Here is a 15,416-nt window from a genome sequence, read left to right as displayed (position 1 = left end):
GGCGCTCAGGCCGCGACCGGGGCCGCCGCGGCGTCCCGCCGGGCGCGGCGCCCGAAGGCGAGCATCAGGGCGGCGCCCATGAGCAGGATGGCGCCGACCGCGACGAGCGGGGCCGTGAACCCGCCCGAGAGGTCGCGCACGAAGCCGATCATGTAGGGGCCGGCGAAACCGCCGAGATTGCCCACCGAGACGATCATCGCGATCCCACCCGCCGCCGCGCGGCCGGTGAGGAACTCGGACGGGACCGCCCAGAAGGTCGCGACGTAGGAATTGATCCCCGCCACCGCGACGCAGAGGGCGGCGATGGTGACGAGCGGCGTCGGGGTGACGGCGCTCGCCAGCAGGGCGAGGGCTGCGACGCCGAGGGCGGCGGCGGGGTAGAGGGTGCGGTCGCGGCCCCGGTCCGACATCCGTCCCCATGCCACCATGGCGACCGCGCCGCACAGGTAGGGGATCGCCGCCACCACGCCCACGGACGCGGCGTCGAGGCCGAGATGCCGGATGATCTGGGGGAGCCACAGGCCGATGCCGAGCGACCCGATGATGCTGCAGAAGTTCACCGCCGCGAGCGTCAGCACGCGACCGTCGCGCAGGGCCTGGCCCAGCGTGAGCGCGTGCTTCTTCTCGATGGCGGCCTTCTCGGCGGCGAGGCGCTCGACCAAGTGGGCGCGCTCGGGCCCGGTGAGCCAGGACGCCTTCTCGGGCCGGTCGGTGAGGACGAACAGGCAGGTGACGCCGAGGATCACGGCGGGCACGGCCTCCACCACGAGGAGCCACTGCCAGCCCTTGAGCCCGAGCCCTTCGAGCTGGATCAGGGTCCCGGAGATCGGCGAGCCGACGATGTTGGCGACCGGGATCCCGAGCAGGAACAGGGACGTCGCCCGGGCCCGGACCGCGGCCGGGAACCACATCCCCAGGTACAGGAACACGCCGGGGACGAAGCCGGCCTCGCCGAGGCCGAGCAGGAAGCGCGCGATGCCGAACTGCACCGGCCCGGTCACGAAGGCGGTCCCGGCCGAGACCAGGCCCCAGGTGATCATGATTCGGGCGATCCAGAGCCGCGCCCCGACCCGCATCATGATCAGGTTGCTGGGGATCTCGGCGGCGAAGTAGCCGAGGAAGAACAGCCCCGCCCCAACCCCGAAGGCGGTCGCGCTGAGGCCGATGTCCTTGTTCATCGTCAGTGCGGCGAAGCCGACATTCACGCGGTCGAGGTAGCTGACGACGTAGCAGACGAACAGGAACGGCAGGATGCGCCGCATCAGCTTGCGGTGGAGCGCGGTCTCGTCGACCGCCGCCTTCACCGGTCCGGGCTCCGCCGGGCGCTGCCCTGCCATGGTGCTTCCTCCTCGGCCGCATTTTGCAACGGCGTTTCATTTTTGATAGAGCAGACGGGCCGGGGGGTCAAGGGGCGGGGCGCCGTTGGCGCAGCTGGGCCGCCCGGCTATGGGGGGCGGATCGGAACTGGGGCGGGCGGAGGGCGAATGCCGAAGGCGGTGCGGGCGAGGCCGAAACTGGAGGGCGTGGCCTCGGCCGAGCGGGTCCTGGCCGTCCTGACGGCGTTCCAGCGCGGGGACGACGCCCTCGAACTCTCGGAGCTCGCCCGGCGCACGGCGCTCGTGAAGAGCACCATCATGCGGCTGTGCATCTCGCTGGAGAAGTTCGACCTGGTCGAGCGCCTCGACGACGGTCGCTACCGCCTCGGCGTCGAGGCGGCGCGGATCGGCTCGGTCTACCAGCAATCCTTCGCCCTGGAGGAGCGGGTGGTCCCGGTCCTGGAGCGGCTCGCGGCCGAATCGCTGGAGACGGCCTCGTTCTACATCCGCCGCGGCCAGCAGCGCCTGTGCCTGTTCCGGGCCGACTCGCCCTATCCGCTGCGCATGAACGTCCGCCCCGGCGACATGCGGCCCATGGACCAGTCGGCGATCGCCCAGGTCCTGTCGCTGTTCGGCGAGCGGGGTGCGTCCGGCCGGGCCGAGGTGACGCCGCCGCTCTACACCGCGGGGGTGACGGACCCGCACGTCGCGTCGATCGCCACGCCGGTCTTTGGGGCAGGCGGGCGGCTGATCGGGGCGCTCGCCCTGTCGGGCCCCTCGTCGCGCCTGGACGCCGCCCGGGCGGACGCTCTGGCGCCGCGCCTGCGCGAGGCGGGCGAGCGGCTGTCGTCGGAACTGGGCGCGCAGCTCTGAATGGAAACAAGTCTTCTCGGCGATCGAGAGGGCTGGTCTTTTGTGAGACTCCCCTTTTCCGGACGACTGCAGCGTCAGCGGAAGGAGATCCGGAAACCAGCGCAAGGACTCGCCGCGAAGCGGCTCCGAATGCCAGCAACGCTGCTGACAAGCGGTCGCTTCGCGAGTTTTTGCGCTGGTTTCCGGGTCGCATTCCGCTGGCGCTGCATGCGCCCGGAAAAGGGGGCGGTGGTCGATGGGAGAAACACGCCATTGGACCGCGCGTTACGCGGCCTCGACCGCGGAGGCCGGGACGGCGCCGTCCCGTCGCAGGATGTTGCCGACCGAGCGGACGGATCCCCAGCCTCCGGCCGGGCGGCGGCAGGGCTTGTCTTCGGGCTTGTCCAACGCCGGCCCGCCGTCATCCTGGCGGGCGCCGCTTGCCTCGCCTCGCTCGCCCTGGTGGGGCTGCTGCGCGGGCAGGACGGCGCGCGCCGCTCCGACCAGGGCCCGGTGCGCGGGGGTCAGCCCTCGTGGCCCGGCCCCTCGTAGGTGCGGCGCGCGTCCCGCGGCGCCTCCTCGCGGCGGCTGAGGGCGGCCCGCACCCGGTCGGCGAGTTCGCCGCGGCGGTAGGGCTTGCCGAGCACGTCCATGCGGGGGACGGCCGGTCCCTGCGCCACGAGATCCTCGTTGTAGCCGGTGGTCAGCAGCACCGGCAGGCCGGGATGGCGCGCCTTCGCGCGCTCGGCGAGGACGAGGCCGTTCATGCTGCCGGGCATGATCAGGTCCGTGAACAGGAGGTCGACCCGGACCTCGCCCTCCTCCAGGAGCCCCCAGGCCTCATCCGCGCTGTGGGCCGGCAGGACGTGGTAGCCGAGCGCCGTGAGGTGCTCGCGGGCCAGCGCCAGGACGTCGTCGCTGTCCTCCACCACCAGGATGGTCTCGGCGTTCCCGCGCGGGTCCCCGCGCAGCGCCACGGCCTCGGCCGCGGCGGGACGAGACGGCAGCGCCCGCTCGGCCGCGACGGGGAAGATCATCCGGATCGTCGTGCCCCGGCCCGGCGCGCTGTCGATCTCCAGCCGCCCGAGCGACTGCTGGACGAAGCCGTGCACCATGGCGAGGCCGAGCCCAGTGCCCTTGCCGGTCGCCCGGGTGGTGAAGAAGGGCTCGGTCGCCCGCTCCAGGACGTGGGGCGGCATCCCTTCGCCCTCGTCGGTCACCGTCAGGGAGACGTAGTCCCCGGGGGGGAGCGGCGCGTCGGCGTCGACGCGCAGGGAGGCGGTCTCGACCGTGATCGTGCCGCCCCTCGGCATCGCGTCCCGCGCGTTGATGAGCACGTTGAGGAGCGCCATCTCCAGGTGCACGGGGTCGACCAGCGTCGGGGGCAGCCTTCGGCGCAGGTTGAACTGCAGCCCAACCTGTCCCCCGACCGCGCTGTCGAGCATGTCACCGAAATCGTTGATCAGCGCGCTCAGGTCGACGGGCCTCGGCTCCAGCCGGGTCTTGCGCGCGAAGGCGAGGAGCTGGCGCGTCAGCTTGGCGCCGCGCTCCGCGGCCTGGGAGGCGGACTCCGCGTAGCGCTGCAGCCGCTCATCCGTCAGCCGGCCGCGCAGGATCTCCAGGTTGCCCGAGACCACCTGGAGCAGGTTGTTGAAATCGTGCGCGAGACCCGCGGTGAGCTGGCCGACCGCCTCCATCTTCTGGGCCTGCCGGTAGGCCTGCTCGGAGGTGCGCCGCCGCGTGACGTCGAGTTGGCTCGCGAAGAAGTAGAGGAGTTCGTCGTCCGGGCCGAAGACCGGGGCGACGTAGACCGCGTTCCAGAACGGGGTGCCGTCGCGCTTGTAGTTCAGGATCTCGACCGACACGGCGCGGCGGGCCGCCACGGCCTCGCGCAGCTCGTCCACCGTCTCGCGGTCGGTCTGCGCGCCCTGGAGGAAGCGGCAGTTGCGCCCGACGATCTCCTCGCGCTCGTAGCCCGTGAGGTCCGAGAAGGCGCGGTTGGAGAAGACGATCGGGTTGTCGGGCTGGCTCGGATCCGTGAGGATCATCGGCATGCGGGTCATCTCGACCGCCGCGAAGAAGACGTCGCCGCGGTCGTCCAGTCCCGGCTTGCTGATCGTGGCTTCCTGCCAGTGGCGCAGCCCCGGGCCGCCGGTCGGCGAGAAGGACGTGCCCTCGTGCCGGCCGGCCGCCGGCACGCCGCGGCTCCGGCCGCCCGCCTCGACCTCCGGCACGGATTCGTCCGCCGCGGAGGTGTCGTGCGGCTGCCTGTCGGTCTCGTCGGTCACGGGGTCTCCGGTCTCACCTGCAGATCGGGTGCGCGGCCGTCCTTTCCCGCGGGCCGATCTCTGCCGCAGGCGCTTGCCGGATAGGGGTACGGGACGATCCTGCGCGATGACAAGGGCACCGGCCCTGCCTGCACGCAACGCGCAAGGCGGCGCGTCGATCCCGCCGGCGGCCGGCACGCGTCGCGGCGCCGCCGCGCCGTCCACAGCGCGTTCGGGCGGCCTTGCCGGGGCGTGAGCGTCCGCACCCGGATTTTCGCGGCTTCGGCAAGACTTCGTTAGGGACGGCGCTCCGATGCCCTCCCGGCCGTCCCGGTGACGGCGCCCGACATCGCGCGCGGAGGTCGCCATGCCCGATCCCACCCTGGTGGTCCTGGAACTCGTCTCCGAACTGGCGGACCTGCGTTCGCAGCTCGCCGAGGCGCAGGACCACTGCGTCGAGATGGCGGTCGATGCCGGCTACCTGAACGAGGAGATCCGCGCGCTCCGGCGGGACCTCGCGGCCGCGCGCCGCGAGGCGGAGGCGCTGCGGACCCGGCTCGGCCGGCCGGGCGGCCGCGCGGCCGCGTAGCAGGGCGATGGCGCGATCCCGCGTCGCCTCGTACCAACGGCCCAGGATGCTGACGCATCGATTCGATCTCGGGCAGGCCCGAGATCGACGGGCCGTTGACCATCTCGAATTTCCGATGCCGAGCCAGAGGCTTGGCGGAAACCCGAGAGTGGAACCTACGGTCATTTCCAATGACCGTACCTATCAGAGGGCCCGGTCGCGGCTCTCGGGCAGCGCCGCCATGGCCGCGGCCGTGACGAGGCTCGTGGCTGTCACGTACCAGGCCGGTGCGACCGGGCTCCCCGTCCGGCCGATCAGCCACGTGATCACGACCTGCGTGGTGCCGCCGAACAGCGACACGCCGAGCGCGTACGAGACCGCGAGGCCGGTGGCGCGGACGGAACGCGGCAGCAATTCAGGGATGACCACGAAGGCGGCCGCGCTGCTGATCGCGTTGAGCGTCGTGAAGACCGCGGTGGCCAGGAACAGCGTCGCGGGCGTGGGAATCGCGGAGATCCAGAGGAAGAGCGGGACGATCAGCACCGCGAGCGCCACCCGCGGGATCAGCATCACCGGGCGGCGGCGCCAGCGGTCGGCGAGCCAGCCGCCGATGAGCGCGCCCGCGGTGATCGACAGCCCCACCACCACCGTCGCGGCGAGCGCCGTCGAATCCGGGAAATGCAGCGTCGCGATCGCGTAGGTGGTCATGTAGGTGGCCACGTAGGTCGAGACCGTCCCGCCCAGGATGACCAGGACCGCGAGGCCGATCAGGCGCAGGTGCGGCCGGATCGAGTCCCGCCCGGCCGGGTCACCCCCGCCCTGATGCAGGGTCTCCGGCATCGCCCGGCGCAGCATCACGGCGACCGGGATCAGCGCGAGGCACAGCCCGAAGGGCAGGCGCCACGCCCAGCCCTCCAGGGCCTCGTGCGGCAGGACGAGGGACAGGGCGAGCCCGGTCAGGCCGGCCGCCAGCGAGGCGAGGCCCTGGCTGGCGAGCTGCCAGCTCGCGTAGAAGGCCCGCCGGCCGGCCGGGGCCGCCTCGATCAGGAAGGCGCTCGTCGGGCCCACCTCCCCGCCCAGCGCCAGTCCCTGGACCAGCCGGCAGGCCACGACGATCAGCGGCGCGGCGAGGCCGATCGTCGCGAAGCCGGGCGTGCCGGCGAGGCCCAGCGTGCCGACCGTGATCAGCGCGATGGTGAGGAGCATGGCCGGCCGCCGTCCGGCCCGGTCCGCGTAGGCGCCGATGAGGAGGCCGCCGAGTGGCCGGAACACGAAACCGACACCGAACACCGCAACCGAGAGCAGGAGGCTGGCGTAGGGCGTCTCGGCGGGGAAGAAGGTGCGGCCGATCGGGACGGCGAAGAACGCGTAGGTGACGAAATCGTAGAATTCGAGGGCGTTGCCGGCGACCGTGGCCGCGACCACCCGTTTGGAGACGTCCATCCTGATCATTCTTTCCCGGGCTGCGTGACACTGATGGTGGTCTGCCGAAACTCGGGCCGATGACCGGTCACGTCCAGATCCCGGAATGGAAGATTGGCCGGACATGCGGATCGACGAAAAATTGACGTCGCGTGCAGGCCGGGGCCGGCTGCTGCGGCGTCGATCGGCTGGCCGCGGAACCCGCCTGTTCGTAAGATCCGCGCCGATCCCACGGAGAGCCGATGGAGGACGGCTTTGCACAAACCCGTCGAGCGCCGCCTCGCCGCGATCCTGATCACCGACCTCGTCGGCTACAGCCGGATGATCGGCGCGGACGAGGCCGGCACGCTGCGCCGCCTGAAGCGGCTGAGGCGGGACATCGTGGATCCGCGGATCGCCGCCGCGCGCGGCCGAGTGGTCAAATCGACCGGCGACGGCGTCATCGCCGAGTTCCCGAGCCCGGTGCGCGCCGTCAGCTGCGCGGTGGCGATCCAGCGCGCGGCCGCCGCGGCCAATGCGGGGGTCCCCGAGGCCGAGGCGATGCGCATGCGGATCGGCATCAACCTCGGCGACGTGGTGGCCGAGGCGGACGGCGACCTCTACGGGGACGGCGTGAACGTGGCGGCCCGCCTGGAGCCCCTCGCGGAGCCGGGCGGCCTGTGCATCTCGCGCGCCATCCACGATCAGGTGCGGGACCGGTTGCCCTATCGGTTCGAGGATCGCGGCGAGCACACCCTGAAGAACATCGCGCGTCCGGTCGGGGTCTTCACGCTGCCGGCCGCGGCGGTCCTGGATTCGTCGGAGGATGAGCCGCTGGACGGCGGCACGGCGAGGCGCGGCCGGCGGCGCCTGCTCGCCGCGGGCGCGGCCGGCCTGCTGCTGGCGGCGGGCGCGGGCTGGTGGGTCTGGAAGGCCGCGGACCCGGCGGCCCAGCGCTGGCCGGGTCCGGCGAGGGAAGGCGCGACGGCGCTGCCGCGGCTGTCGCTCGTGGTCCTGCCATTCAGCAACCTGAGTTCCGATCCGGAGCAGGAGTTCTTCGCCGACGGGCTGACCGAGGATCTGACGACCGACCTGTCCCACCTCTCGGGAAGCTTCGTCATCGCGCGCAACACGGCGTTCACCTACAAGGGTAAGGCCATCGACGTCAGGCAGGTCGGACGGGACCTCGGCGTGCGCTACGTGCTGGAGGGCAGCGTCCGCCGGACCGGCGACGCGGTGGTCGTCAACGCGCAGCTGATCTCCGCGGAGACCGGCGCCCATCTGTGGGCGGACCGCTTCGAGGGCGATCGCGGCAAGCTCGGCGAGCTGCAGGCCGATTTCGTGGCGCGCCTGGCGCGATCCCTCGACATCGCGCTGGTGGGGGCGGAGAGCCTGCGCAGTGCGCGCGAGCGGCCGCTCTATCCCGACGCCTCCGACATGGCCATGCTGGGGCGGGCCGCCCTGAACAGGCCGAGGACCAAGCAGAGCACGCTCGACGCGCGCAGCGCCTTCGAGGGCAGCCTCGCCATCGATCCCACCGACGTGATGGCCAAGATCGGTCTTGCCCGCGCCATCGTGCAGCTCGTGAACGCCCGCTGGAGCGCCGATCCGGCGACCGATCTCGAGACGGCCAACCGCCTCATCGCGGAGGCCCTGCGGGCGAGTCCGGGAAACGCCCTGGCGCATTTCGTCATGGGCGAGATCTTCCGGTTCACGAAGAACTTCGACCGCTCCTTGAGCGAGGCCAGGATCGCGATCGACTACGACCCGAACCTGACGCCCGCCTACGCGTCGGCCGGCCTCGTCAGCCTCTACGACGGTCACGCGGGCGACCTGTTCCCCTATGTCGAGAAGGCGATGCGCCTGAGCCCCAAGGACCCGCTGATGAGCACCTGGGAGTACTATATCTGCCACGCGCACACGCATCTCGGGCACTGGCAGGACGCGATCACGTGGTGCAACCGGTCGGTCGGGCGAGCCCCCTACTGGGCCGCCTACATCGACCTCGTCGTCGCCTATACGTTCACCGGCCGGACGCAGGAGGCCGCGGAGGCGATGGCGGGTGTTGTCAAGCTGATGCCGGGCTACACCGTGCAGAAGTGGATCGAGGCCGACTGGTCGCGTAATCCCACCTTCCTGGCCGAGTACCAGACCATCGTGGATGGCTTGAGGAGGGCCGGATTTCCCGAGCGGTGACGGAGCGCCGCAGCGCCGCCCATCCGCCGCCCCGCGTCACCGCCCCGCGGCCTCCCGCTCCGGCAGGTGCAGGTAGGCCGGGTTGAACTCGGCGCGCGCGGCCATCGCCTCCCAGTCCAGGATCTCCAGGGTGCGGTCCTGCCACCGGATCAGCCCGGCGCCCTTCAGCTCCTGCATCGTGCGGTTGACGTGCACGGTCGTCAGGCCCAGGGCGTCGGCGAGCTCGGCCTGGGTGGGCGGGAACTCGTAGCGGTACTGCGCGGCCAGCCCGATCGCCTCGAGCTTGCGGTAGATCTCGCAGATCATGTGCGCGAGCTGCGCGGTCGCCGATTGGCGGCCGAGGCCCACCATCCAGGCCCGGAACACCGCCGCGTCGATGACGGTCTCGCGCCAGAGGGCGGCGGCGAGGTTGGGACGGGTCGCCACGAGGTCTCGGACGGCCGCGTGCGGCACGAAGGCCAGGGAGGCCGGCGTCAGCGTCGCGATCGCATGGTCCATCACCGGCAGGAACAGGCTGTGCAGGTCCGGCATGTCGCCCGGCACGTGGAACGCGAAGATCTGCCGCCGCCCGCCGCGCAGCATCCGGTAGCGGTAGAGCCAGCCGCTCAGCACGATGCAGCATTGGGCGGGCCGGCTGCCCTCCGCGACGACGTCGCGGCGCACCGGGACGGCCTGGACCCGCAGCGGCAGGCCGAGGAGCGCCCGCCGGTCCTCCTCCGAGAGCGGACCGTGGAGTTCGAGGTTGCGCAGCAGGGGCCGAAGCACGTGTTCGGGGTGCAGGTCCATGGCGTCGGCGCCGGTTCCGCGGATGTGTCGGACGTCGCGCGCGTCATAGCGCATGATCGTCCCCCGGGTCACGGGCCGTCCCGTCTCACGGGGCCGGATCGGCCGCCCTCGCCCGGCTGCGCCGCAGGACCTTGCGCAGCGCCCGCGAGACCTGGTCGGCCGAGTAGGGCTTCTGCAGGAGCTCGAAGCCGTGGGACCCCTCCTGCGCCAGGACGTGGCTGTAGCCCGAGGCCAGCACCACCGGCAGCTTCGGCAACCGGCGGCCGAGGAGCCGGGCGAGCTCGATCCCGCCCATGCCCGGCATCACCACGTCCGAGAACACCACGTCGTAGCCCGCCCCGTCGACGCCGAGGCTCGTGAGGGCGTCCTCCGCGTTGGCCGCCCAGGTCGTGCGGTAGCCCAGATCCTCCAGGATCTGGGTGGCGAAGCGGCCGACCTCGATGTTGTCCTCGACCACCAGCACCCGCTGTCCCGCGCCACCCGGCTCGACCGGCAGGGCCTGGCCCTCGTCCTCGACATCCGGCGCCTCGGGCGCGACCTCCGGCAGGTAGAGCGTGAAGGTGGTGCCCTGGCCGACGGCGCTCGCCACGTCCACGTCGCCGCCCGACTGCTTGGCGAAGCCGAACACCTGGGACAGGCCGAGGCCGGTGCCCTTGCCGACCTCCTTGGTGGTGAAGAAGGGCTCGAACACGCGGGCGAGCACGTCGGGGGCGATGCCCGAGCCGGTATCGGCGAGGGAGACCGCCGCGAAGCGGCCCGCCGCCGCCGCGTGGCCGCGGATCGGCGGCAGGGGCACCCGGCAGCGCAGCCGCAGCGTCAGGGTGCCCTCGCCCGCCATCGCGTCGCGGGCGTTCACCGCCATGTTGACCAGCGCCGTCTCGAACTGGCTCAGGTCCACCCGCACGAAGCAGGGGGTCTCGGGCAGGTCCGTCACCACCCGGATGCGCGCGCCCGTGACCGTGTCGAGGAGGTCGGCGACCCCGCGCAGGCGCGCGCCGACGTCGAGGGTCTCCGGGTTCAGGGCCTGGCGCCGGGCGAAGGCGAGGAGCTGGCCGGTGAGCTTGGCCGCCCGGTCCACGGTCTCCGAGACGGCGTTGAGGTAGCGCCGCCGCCGCTCCTCCGGCAGGTCGGGCCGGCGCAGGAAGTCGACGGAGGAGCGGATGATGGTGAGCAGATTGTTGAAGTCGTGCGCCACACCGCCGGTGAGCTGGCCCACCGCCTCCAGCTTCTGCGACTGGCGCAGGGCCTCCTCGACCTGGCGCAGGGCCTCGGCCTGGGTCCGCTCGGCGGTGACGTCGCGCCCGTAGGCGTAGACGAGGTCCCCCTCGACGGAGGTGCGCCAGGAGATCAGCCGCAGGCTGCCGTCGCGGTGGCTGTAGCGGTTCTCGAAATCGGTGAGGTCGTCGGCCGCGGCGGCCTGGTTCAGGGCCGCCTGGGTCGCCCCGGCATCGTCCGGCCAGACGAAGTCGAGGAAGCTGCGCCCCACCACCTCGGCGGGGTCGTGGCCCAGGATCGCCTGCCAGGCCGGGTTGACCGCCCGGAAGATGCCGTCCGCCCCGATCACGACGAGCAGGTCGCGGGAATTGCGCCAGACCCGGTCGTGCTCCGCCGTGCGGGCCGCGACCCGCTGCTCCAGGGTCTCGTTGAAGCGCACCAGCTGGGCCATCACCCGCTTCTGGTCGTCGACGTCGGTGCTGGTGCCGACCCAGCGCAGCACGGCGCCGCCGTCGCCCAGCACCGGCTGCGCCCGGGCCAGGAACCAGCGGTAGCTGCCGTCGGCGCGCCGCAGGCGGTACTCGGACTGGAAGCCGGTGCGGGCCTCGACCGCCGCCCGCCACGCCTCGGCCGCGCGCGGCAGATCCTCGGGATGGATGATGGCCTGCCAGCCGGCGCCGTCGAGGTCGCCCGGGCGGACGCCCGCATAGGCGTAGACGCGCTCGTTGAACCACTCGGCGCGCCCGGCCGCATCCGTGGACCAGACGAAGTTCGGCAGCACCTGCGAGAGGACGCGGAACTGCTCCTCGCTGGCGCGCAGCGCCTCCTCGGCCCGCTTGCGCGCCGTGACGTCGATGGCGGTGCCGACCACGCGCACGCAGCGGCCGTCCTCGAAGATCCCGCGCCCCTTGGCGGCGACCCAGCGGACGATCCCGTCCTCCTTGCCCACCGTCCGGTACTCGACGTCGTAGACCGGTCGCGTGCGCGGATCGAGGGTGGCGAGGTAGGCGGCGCTCGTGGCCTCCCGGTCCTCCGGATGCAGGCCCGCGAAGTAGTCGGTCATCGTGACCGGCACGTCCGGCGAGATCCCGAACATCGCCTTGACCCGCGGCGGCCAGAACAGGGTGTCGTTGACGACGTCCACGTCCCAGAGGCCGACCTCCGCCGCCTCGGTGGCGAGCCGCAGGCGCGCCTCGGTCTCGCGCAGGCCCGCCTCCGCCTCGACCCGCCCGGTCGTCTCGGTGCAGGCGCAGAACATGCCCGCGACCCGCCCCTCTTCGTCGCGCAGCGGCGAGTACGAGAAGGTGAACCAGGTCTGTTCGTCGTAGCCGCGCCGGTTCATGACGAGCGGCATGTTCTCCGCCCAGGTCGCCTCGCCCGCGAGCGCCCGGTCGATGAGCGGCGCGATGTCGGACCAGATCTCCGCCCAGATCTCGCGGAAGCGGCGGCCGAGTGCCGCCGGGTGCTTGCCGCCCAGGATCTCCGCGTAGGCGTCGTTGTACAGGAAGGCGAGGTCCGGCCCGAAGGCCACGAACATCGGGAAGCCCGAACCCAGCATCAGGCTCACGGTAGAGCTCAGGCAGGGCGGCCAGGTCGACGGCGGCCCGAGCGGCGAGCCGGACCAGTCGTGGTTCCGGATGCGCTCGCCCATCTGCCCGCCCCCGACGAGGATCTGCCCGCCTCCGGCGACGATGTGCCCGCTTCCAGCGAGGTCATGCGGGACGGCGGGGACGGCGCTCTCGGACATGCGGGACGGGGTCTCGATGGCGGGCGGATCTGCGGCCTTCCTAGGGAATCGCGCTCCGGGAAGGTAGGCGCAAGCGGGCACACCTCCAGATCAAGGCCGCGCGAGCAGCCCGGCGAGGGCGGGCGCGAGGGCCGCGTAGCCGCCCTCCGAGAGGTGCAGGCGGTCCGCCGCGAGGTGGAGCGGGGCGCCCGCCTCGCCCCCGAGGAGCGCGTCCGCGTCGAGACAGGCGAGGCCCTCGCGCCGCGCGAGGTCCGTCAGGCAAAGGTTGAACCGGCGCCGCTCGCCCTCGCGGGCCGGCGCGTCGCGCCACGGGATGGTGGCGAGGATCGGGGAAGCGCCGGGCCAGACCCCGCGCAGTTCCCCCGCGAGCGCCGCGAGGCCGGCCGCGATCGCCGCGGCGGCGTCGCCGTCCGCGAGGTTGTTGGTGCCCACGAGGAGGAGCGCCGCGCGGGGGGCGAGGCCCCGCAGGTCGACGGCGCGCAGGCGCCAGCGGGTGGTCTGCACCCGGTCGCCCGGGAGGCCGAAATTGAAGCTGCCCGGCGGCAGAAGCCGCGCGGGCCAGCCCGCCGCGAGGGAATCGCCGAGGAGCACGAAGGCGGCGTCCCGCGGCACGGCGGCGGCGAGCCGGGCGTGCCGACGCAGGGCCGAGGGCTTGGCCGGCGGGCGGGCATCGAGGGGAGGAGCCGTCACGGCGCCGTCGCGCGCGGCCCGTCCCGGCGCAGGCCCATCGCCGCCAGGACGAGGCGGCCGATCCGCGGCGTGTAGTGCAGGTTGTCGAGCCACGCCTCCGTCGAACCCTTCTCCGGGTCGAAGGGGAAACCAGCGCCGAGTTCCGTCAGGTCGAGGACCCGGATTCCGTGCGCGGCGCCCCTGCGCAGCACCGCCCCGCGCCAGAGCTCGAAGTCGTCGCGCAGGCCGAGATCGGCCAGCACCCGGCGCTGCACGTCGCTCACCGGCGAGAGGTAGGCGGTGACGTCGAGCCGCGACAGGCGCTCCAGGGTCAGGTCGAGGGCCGCCAGGGTCTCGGGCCGGAAGGGCGCGGTGCTGCGGCGGCGCGCCGCGTCGTTGGCGCGGGTGAGCGCGGCCGGCAGCGGCGGCGTGATGCGGAATCCCGCGTGGGTCCAGGCGCCCGGGTCGTCCCCGCCCGCCACCGCGGCGAACCGGCTGTCCTCGATCGCGTAGCGGCCGAGCAGGCTCCCCGCCAGGGCCGTGAAGCGGCCGGTCGCCGTCGCCAGACCCGGATCGAGATGGACCGGCACGGTGGGGCGGGAGAACATGTAGTAGTCGAGCCCCAGCACCGCCCGCTGCACCCCCGCCCGCGAGGCCACGACGCTCGCCACCAGCGGCAGTTCGTCCGCCAGGATCGCCGAGATGCCCGCGTTGAAGACCGGGCCCTGCCCCTCGACGTCGGCCGGGTCGAGGCCGTGATAGACGGTGGAGCTGCCGATCAGCACCAGCGCGTAGGGCCGGGTGAGCGCCTGCAGCACCTTGGCGCGGCGGGTCTGCCGGTCGAGGAGGCGGTTGCCTCCCTGGGTGAGCGCGCGCCAGGGCGGGTCCTCCCGGAACACCCAGTAGGCGTCGAACCACGCCACCCGGCCGGCGATCAGTGCGAGGAGGAGCGCGAGGCCGGCGCCCGTCAGGGCGAGGAAGCGGCGGGCCGCGCCGTCAGAAGCGCGCATAGATGAAGGCCTGGTTGGCGTCGTTGCCGACCTGCAGGATCACCGCGGCGAGCGCCAGGGCCGTCGCGGCGGCGGCCGGGGCGCCGAGCGGGAGCCGCGCCGTCGCCTCCCGGGCGGTCGGCCCCGCGACCGCGAGGGCGAAGGCGAGCGCCGCGAGCGGCCAGAACTCGGCCGCCCCTCCCCCCGCCCCGCCGAAGCCGACGAGGCCGCGCAGCATCGCGTCCGCGGCGGCGAAGTCCGGCGCCCGGAACGGCACCCAGGCGAGGATCACGAAGGCGAGCGTCAGCGCCCAGCCGGCCGGCGCCGGCAGGGCGCGCCCCGCCCGGCGCCACAGCAGGTGGAGGCTGAGGGCGAGCCCGTGCAGCAGTCCCCAGGCCACGAAGGTCAGGCCCGCCCCGTGCCACAACCCGCCGAGCCCCATCGTGACGACGAGCGCCAGCACCTGCCGCGCCAGCCCGTGCCGGCTGCCGCCCAGCGGGACGTAGAGGTAGTCGCGCAGGAAGAGCGACAGGGTCACGTGCCAGCGCCGCCAGAAATCCTGGATCGACACCGCCCGGTACGGCGCGAGGAAGTTCTCGGGAAGCCGCACGCCGAGCATCAGGGCGAGGCCGAGGGCCATGTCGGTGTAGCCGGAGAAGTCGAAGTAGAGCTGGAGCGCGTAGCCGAGGACCGCCTGCGCGGCCGCCGTCATGCCGGGCGGGCCGGATGCGGCCTCGGCCCAGACCGGGTCGACGTAGCCGGCGAGCGCATCGCCGAGGAGCACCTTCTTGGCGAGGCCGGCCGCCAGCAGCAGCAGCCCGCGCGCGGCGAGCTCCGCCCAGGGCTCGGCGGGCGGCGCCCGCCATTGCGGCGCGATCTCGGCCGGCCTCACCAGCGGTCCGGCGATCACGCGCGGGAAGAACGCGACCGTGAGCGCGTATTCGGCGAGCGTCATCCGCGGGCCGGTGCCGCGGGTCAGGTCGACCAGGTAGGCGACGTGCTGGAAGGTGAGGAAGGAGAGGCCGAGGGGCAGCACCCAGTCCGGCCCGGCGAGCGTCGCGCCGGTCGCCGCGTCGACGAGATCGGCGAAGAAGCCCAGATATTTGAATAGCCCGAGGACCGCCAGGTCGAGGCCGATCGCGACGGCGACGATCGCGCGGCGGCCCGTGCGCAGCAACGCCTCGCCCGCCGCCCAGTTCAGCCCCGCCGACGCGAGGAGGAGCGGCATCACCCGCGGGTCCCACCACGCGTAATAGGCGAGCGAGACCCCGAGGAGCAGCGCCGGCCGCCATCCGGGGCGCCACGCGAGGCAGAGCGCGTGCAGCGCCAGCACCGCCGGCAGCACGACGAGCAGGAAGGCAAGGGAGTTGAAGGGCATCGGCCTCTCCGCGCCCCGAGAGCTCCCGGCCC

The 15,416-nt window shown here is 73.0% G+C and carries 11 protein-coding genes; 3 read left to right on the top strand and 8 right to left on the bottom strand.

Annotated elements, in window-relative coordinates; translation table 11 throughout:
• Window positions 1–5: 5 nt before the first annotated feature.
• Window positions 6–1,337 (bottom strand): MFS transporter, encoded by a 1,332-nt coding sequence (locus tag ACW9J6_RS00950; protein ID WP_457114542.1) that lies wholly within the window; start codon window positions 1,335–1,337, stop codon window positions 6–8.
• Between the two features lie 147 nt (window positions 1,338–1,484).
• On the opposite strand from ACW9J6_RS00950, the gene ACW9J6_RS00945 reads away from it, so the two are divergent.
• The gene (locus tag ACW9J6_RS00945) at window positions 1,485–2,189 is read left to right on the top strand and encodes an IclR family transcriptional regulator (RefSeq protein ID WP_457114541.1); all 705 of its coding nucleotides are present in this window, start codon (window positions 1,485–1,487) and stop codon (window positions 2,187–2,189) included.
• A gap of 503 nt (window positions 2,190–2,692) precedes the next feature.
• Here ACW9J6_RS00945 and ACW9J6_RS00940 read toward each other — a convergent pair.
• On the bottom strand, window positions 2,693–4,456 hold the full coding sequence (locus tag ACW9J6_RS00940) for a histidine kinase famiy protein (protein WP_457114540.1): 1,764 nt from the start codon (window positions 4,454–4,456) through the stop codon (window positions 2,693–2,695).
• Between the two features lie 346 nt (window positions 4,457–4,802).
• Here ACW9J6_RS00940 and ACW9J6_RS00935 point away from each other — a divergent pair, with 346 nt between their 5' ends.
• Entirely contained in the window at window positions 4,803–5,024 is a 222-nt protein-coding gene (locus tag ACW9J6_RS00935) for a hypothetical protein (protein WP_457114539.1), read from the top strand.
• Between the two features lie 183 nt (window positions 5,025–5,207).
• On the opposite strand, the gene ACW9J6_RS00930 is transcribed toward ACW9J6_RS00935, so the two are convergent.
• Window positions 5,208–6,446: an MFS transporter gene (locus ACW9J6_RS00930; RefSeq protein WP_457114538.1), complete on the bottom strand. Its 1,239-nt coding sequence runs from the start codon at window positions 6,444–6,446 to the stop codon at window positions 5,208–5,210.
• Between the two features lie 234 nt (window positions 6,447–6,680).
• Here ACW9J6_RS00930 and ACW9J6_RS00925 point away from each other — a divergent pair, with 234 nt between their 5' ends.
• On the top strand, window positions 6,681–8,600 hold the full coding sequence (locus ACW9J6_RS00925; protein WP_457114537.1) for an adenylate/guanylate cyclase domain-containing protein: 1,920 nt from the start codon (window positions 6,681–6,683) through the stop codon (window positions 8,598–8,600).
• Window positions 8,601–8,636: 36 nt separating this feature from the next.
• Here ACW9J6_RS00925 and ACW9J6_RS00920 read toward each other — a convergent pair whose 3' ends face one another.
• The 5 genes from ACW9J6_RS00920 to ACW9J6_RS00900 form a co-directional block, all read right to left on the bottom strand.
• The gene (locus ACW9J6_RS00920; protein ID WP_457114536.1) at window positions 8,637–9,440 is read right to left on the bottom strand and encodes a Crp/Fnr family transcriptional regulator; all 804 of its coding nucleotides are present in this window, start codon (window positions 9,438–9,440) and stop codon (window positions 8,637–8,639) included.
• A 31-nt stretch (window positions 9,441–9,471) separates the two neighbouring features.
• Window positions 9,472–12,252: a PAS domain-containing protein gene (locus ACW9J6_RS00915; RefSeq protein WP_457114727.1), complete on the bottom strand. Its 2,781-nt coding sequence runs from the start codon at window positions 12,250–12,252 to the stop codon at window positions 9,472–9,474.
• A gap of 186 nt (window positions 12,253–12,438) precedes the next feature.
• Complete coding sequence (locus tag ACW9J6_RS00910) at window positions 12,439–13,038, bottom strand: SGNH/GDSL hydrolase family protein (RefSeq protein WP_457114535.1); 600 nt, start codon at window positions 13,036–13,038, stop codon at window positions 12,439–12,441.
• Window positions 13,035–14,027, bottom strand: a complete 993-nt coding sequence (locus tag ACW9J6_RS00905; protein ID WP_457114534.1) for a hypothetical protein — start codon at window positions 14,025–14,027, stop codon at window positions 13,035–13,037. Before ACW9J6_RS00905 ends, ACW9J6_RS00910 begins: the two co-directional genes overlap by 4 nt.
• On the bottom strand, window positions 14,014–15,384 hold the full coding sequence (locus ACW9J6_RS00900; protein WP_457114533.1) for an MBOAT family O-acyltransferase: 1,371 nt from the start codon (window positions 15,382–15,384) through the stop codon (window positions 14,014–14,016). Before ACW9J6_RS00900 ends, ACW9J6_RS00905 begins: the two co-directional genes overlap by 14 nt.
• Window positions 15,385–15,416: the final 32 nt, after the last annotated feature.

This window comes from Methylobacterium sp. JK268 (genome assembly GCF_054052225.1).
The sequence above is the reverse complement of the archived record's forward strand: the minus strand, read 5'-3'. Positions and strand labels throughout refer to the sequence as shown.

Excerpts from the sequence above, each read along its gene's own strand:
- ACW9J6_RS00935 (WP_457114539.1), top strand. The coding sequence starts at position 4,803 with ATGCCCGATCCCACCCTGGTGGTCCTGGAACTCGTCTCCGAACTGGCG.
- ACW9J6_RS00920 (WP_457114536.1), bottom strand. The coding sequence starts at position 9,440 with ATGCGCTATGACGCGCGCGACGTCCGACACATCCGCGGAACCGGCGCC.
- ACW9J6_RS00900 (WP_457114533.1), bottom strand. The coding sequence starts at position 15,384 with ATGCCCTTCAACTCCCTTGCCTTCCTGCTCGTCGTGCTGCCGGCGGTG.
- ACW9J6_RS00930 (WP_457114538.1), bottom strand. The coding sequence starts at position 6,446 with ATGGACGTCTCCAAACGGGTGGTCGCGGCCACGGTCGCCGGCAACGCC.
- ACW9J6_RS00915 (WP_457114727.1), bottom strand. The coding sequence starts at position 12,252 with ATGGGCGAGCGCATCCGGAACCACGACTGGTCCGGCTCGCCGCTCGGG.
- ACW9J6_RS00945 (WP_457114541.1), top strand. The coding sequence starts at position 1,485 with ATGCCGAAGGCGGTGCGGGCGAGGCCGAAACTGGAGGGCGTGGCCTCG.
- ACW9J6_RS00905 (WP_457114534.1), bottom strand. The coding sequence starts at position 14,027 with ATGCGCGCTTCTGACGGCGCGGCCCGCCGCTTCCTCGCCCTGACGGGC.
- ACW9J6_RS00950 (WP_457114542.1), bottom strand. The coding sequence starts at position 1,337 with ATGGCAGGGCAGCGCCCGGCGGAGCCCGGACCGGTGAAGGCGGCGGTC.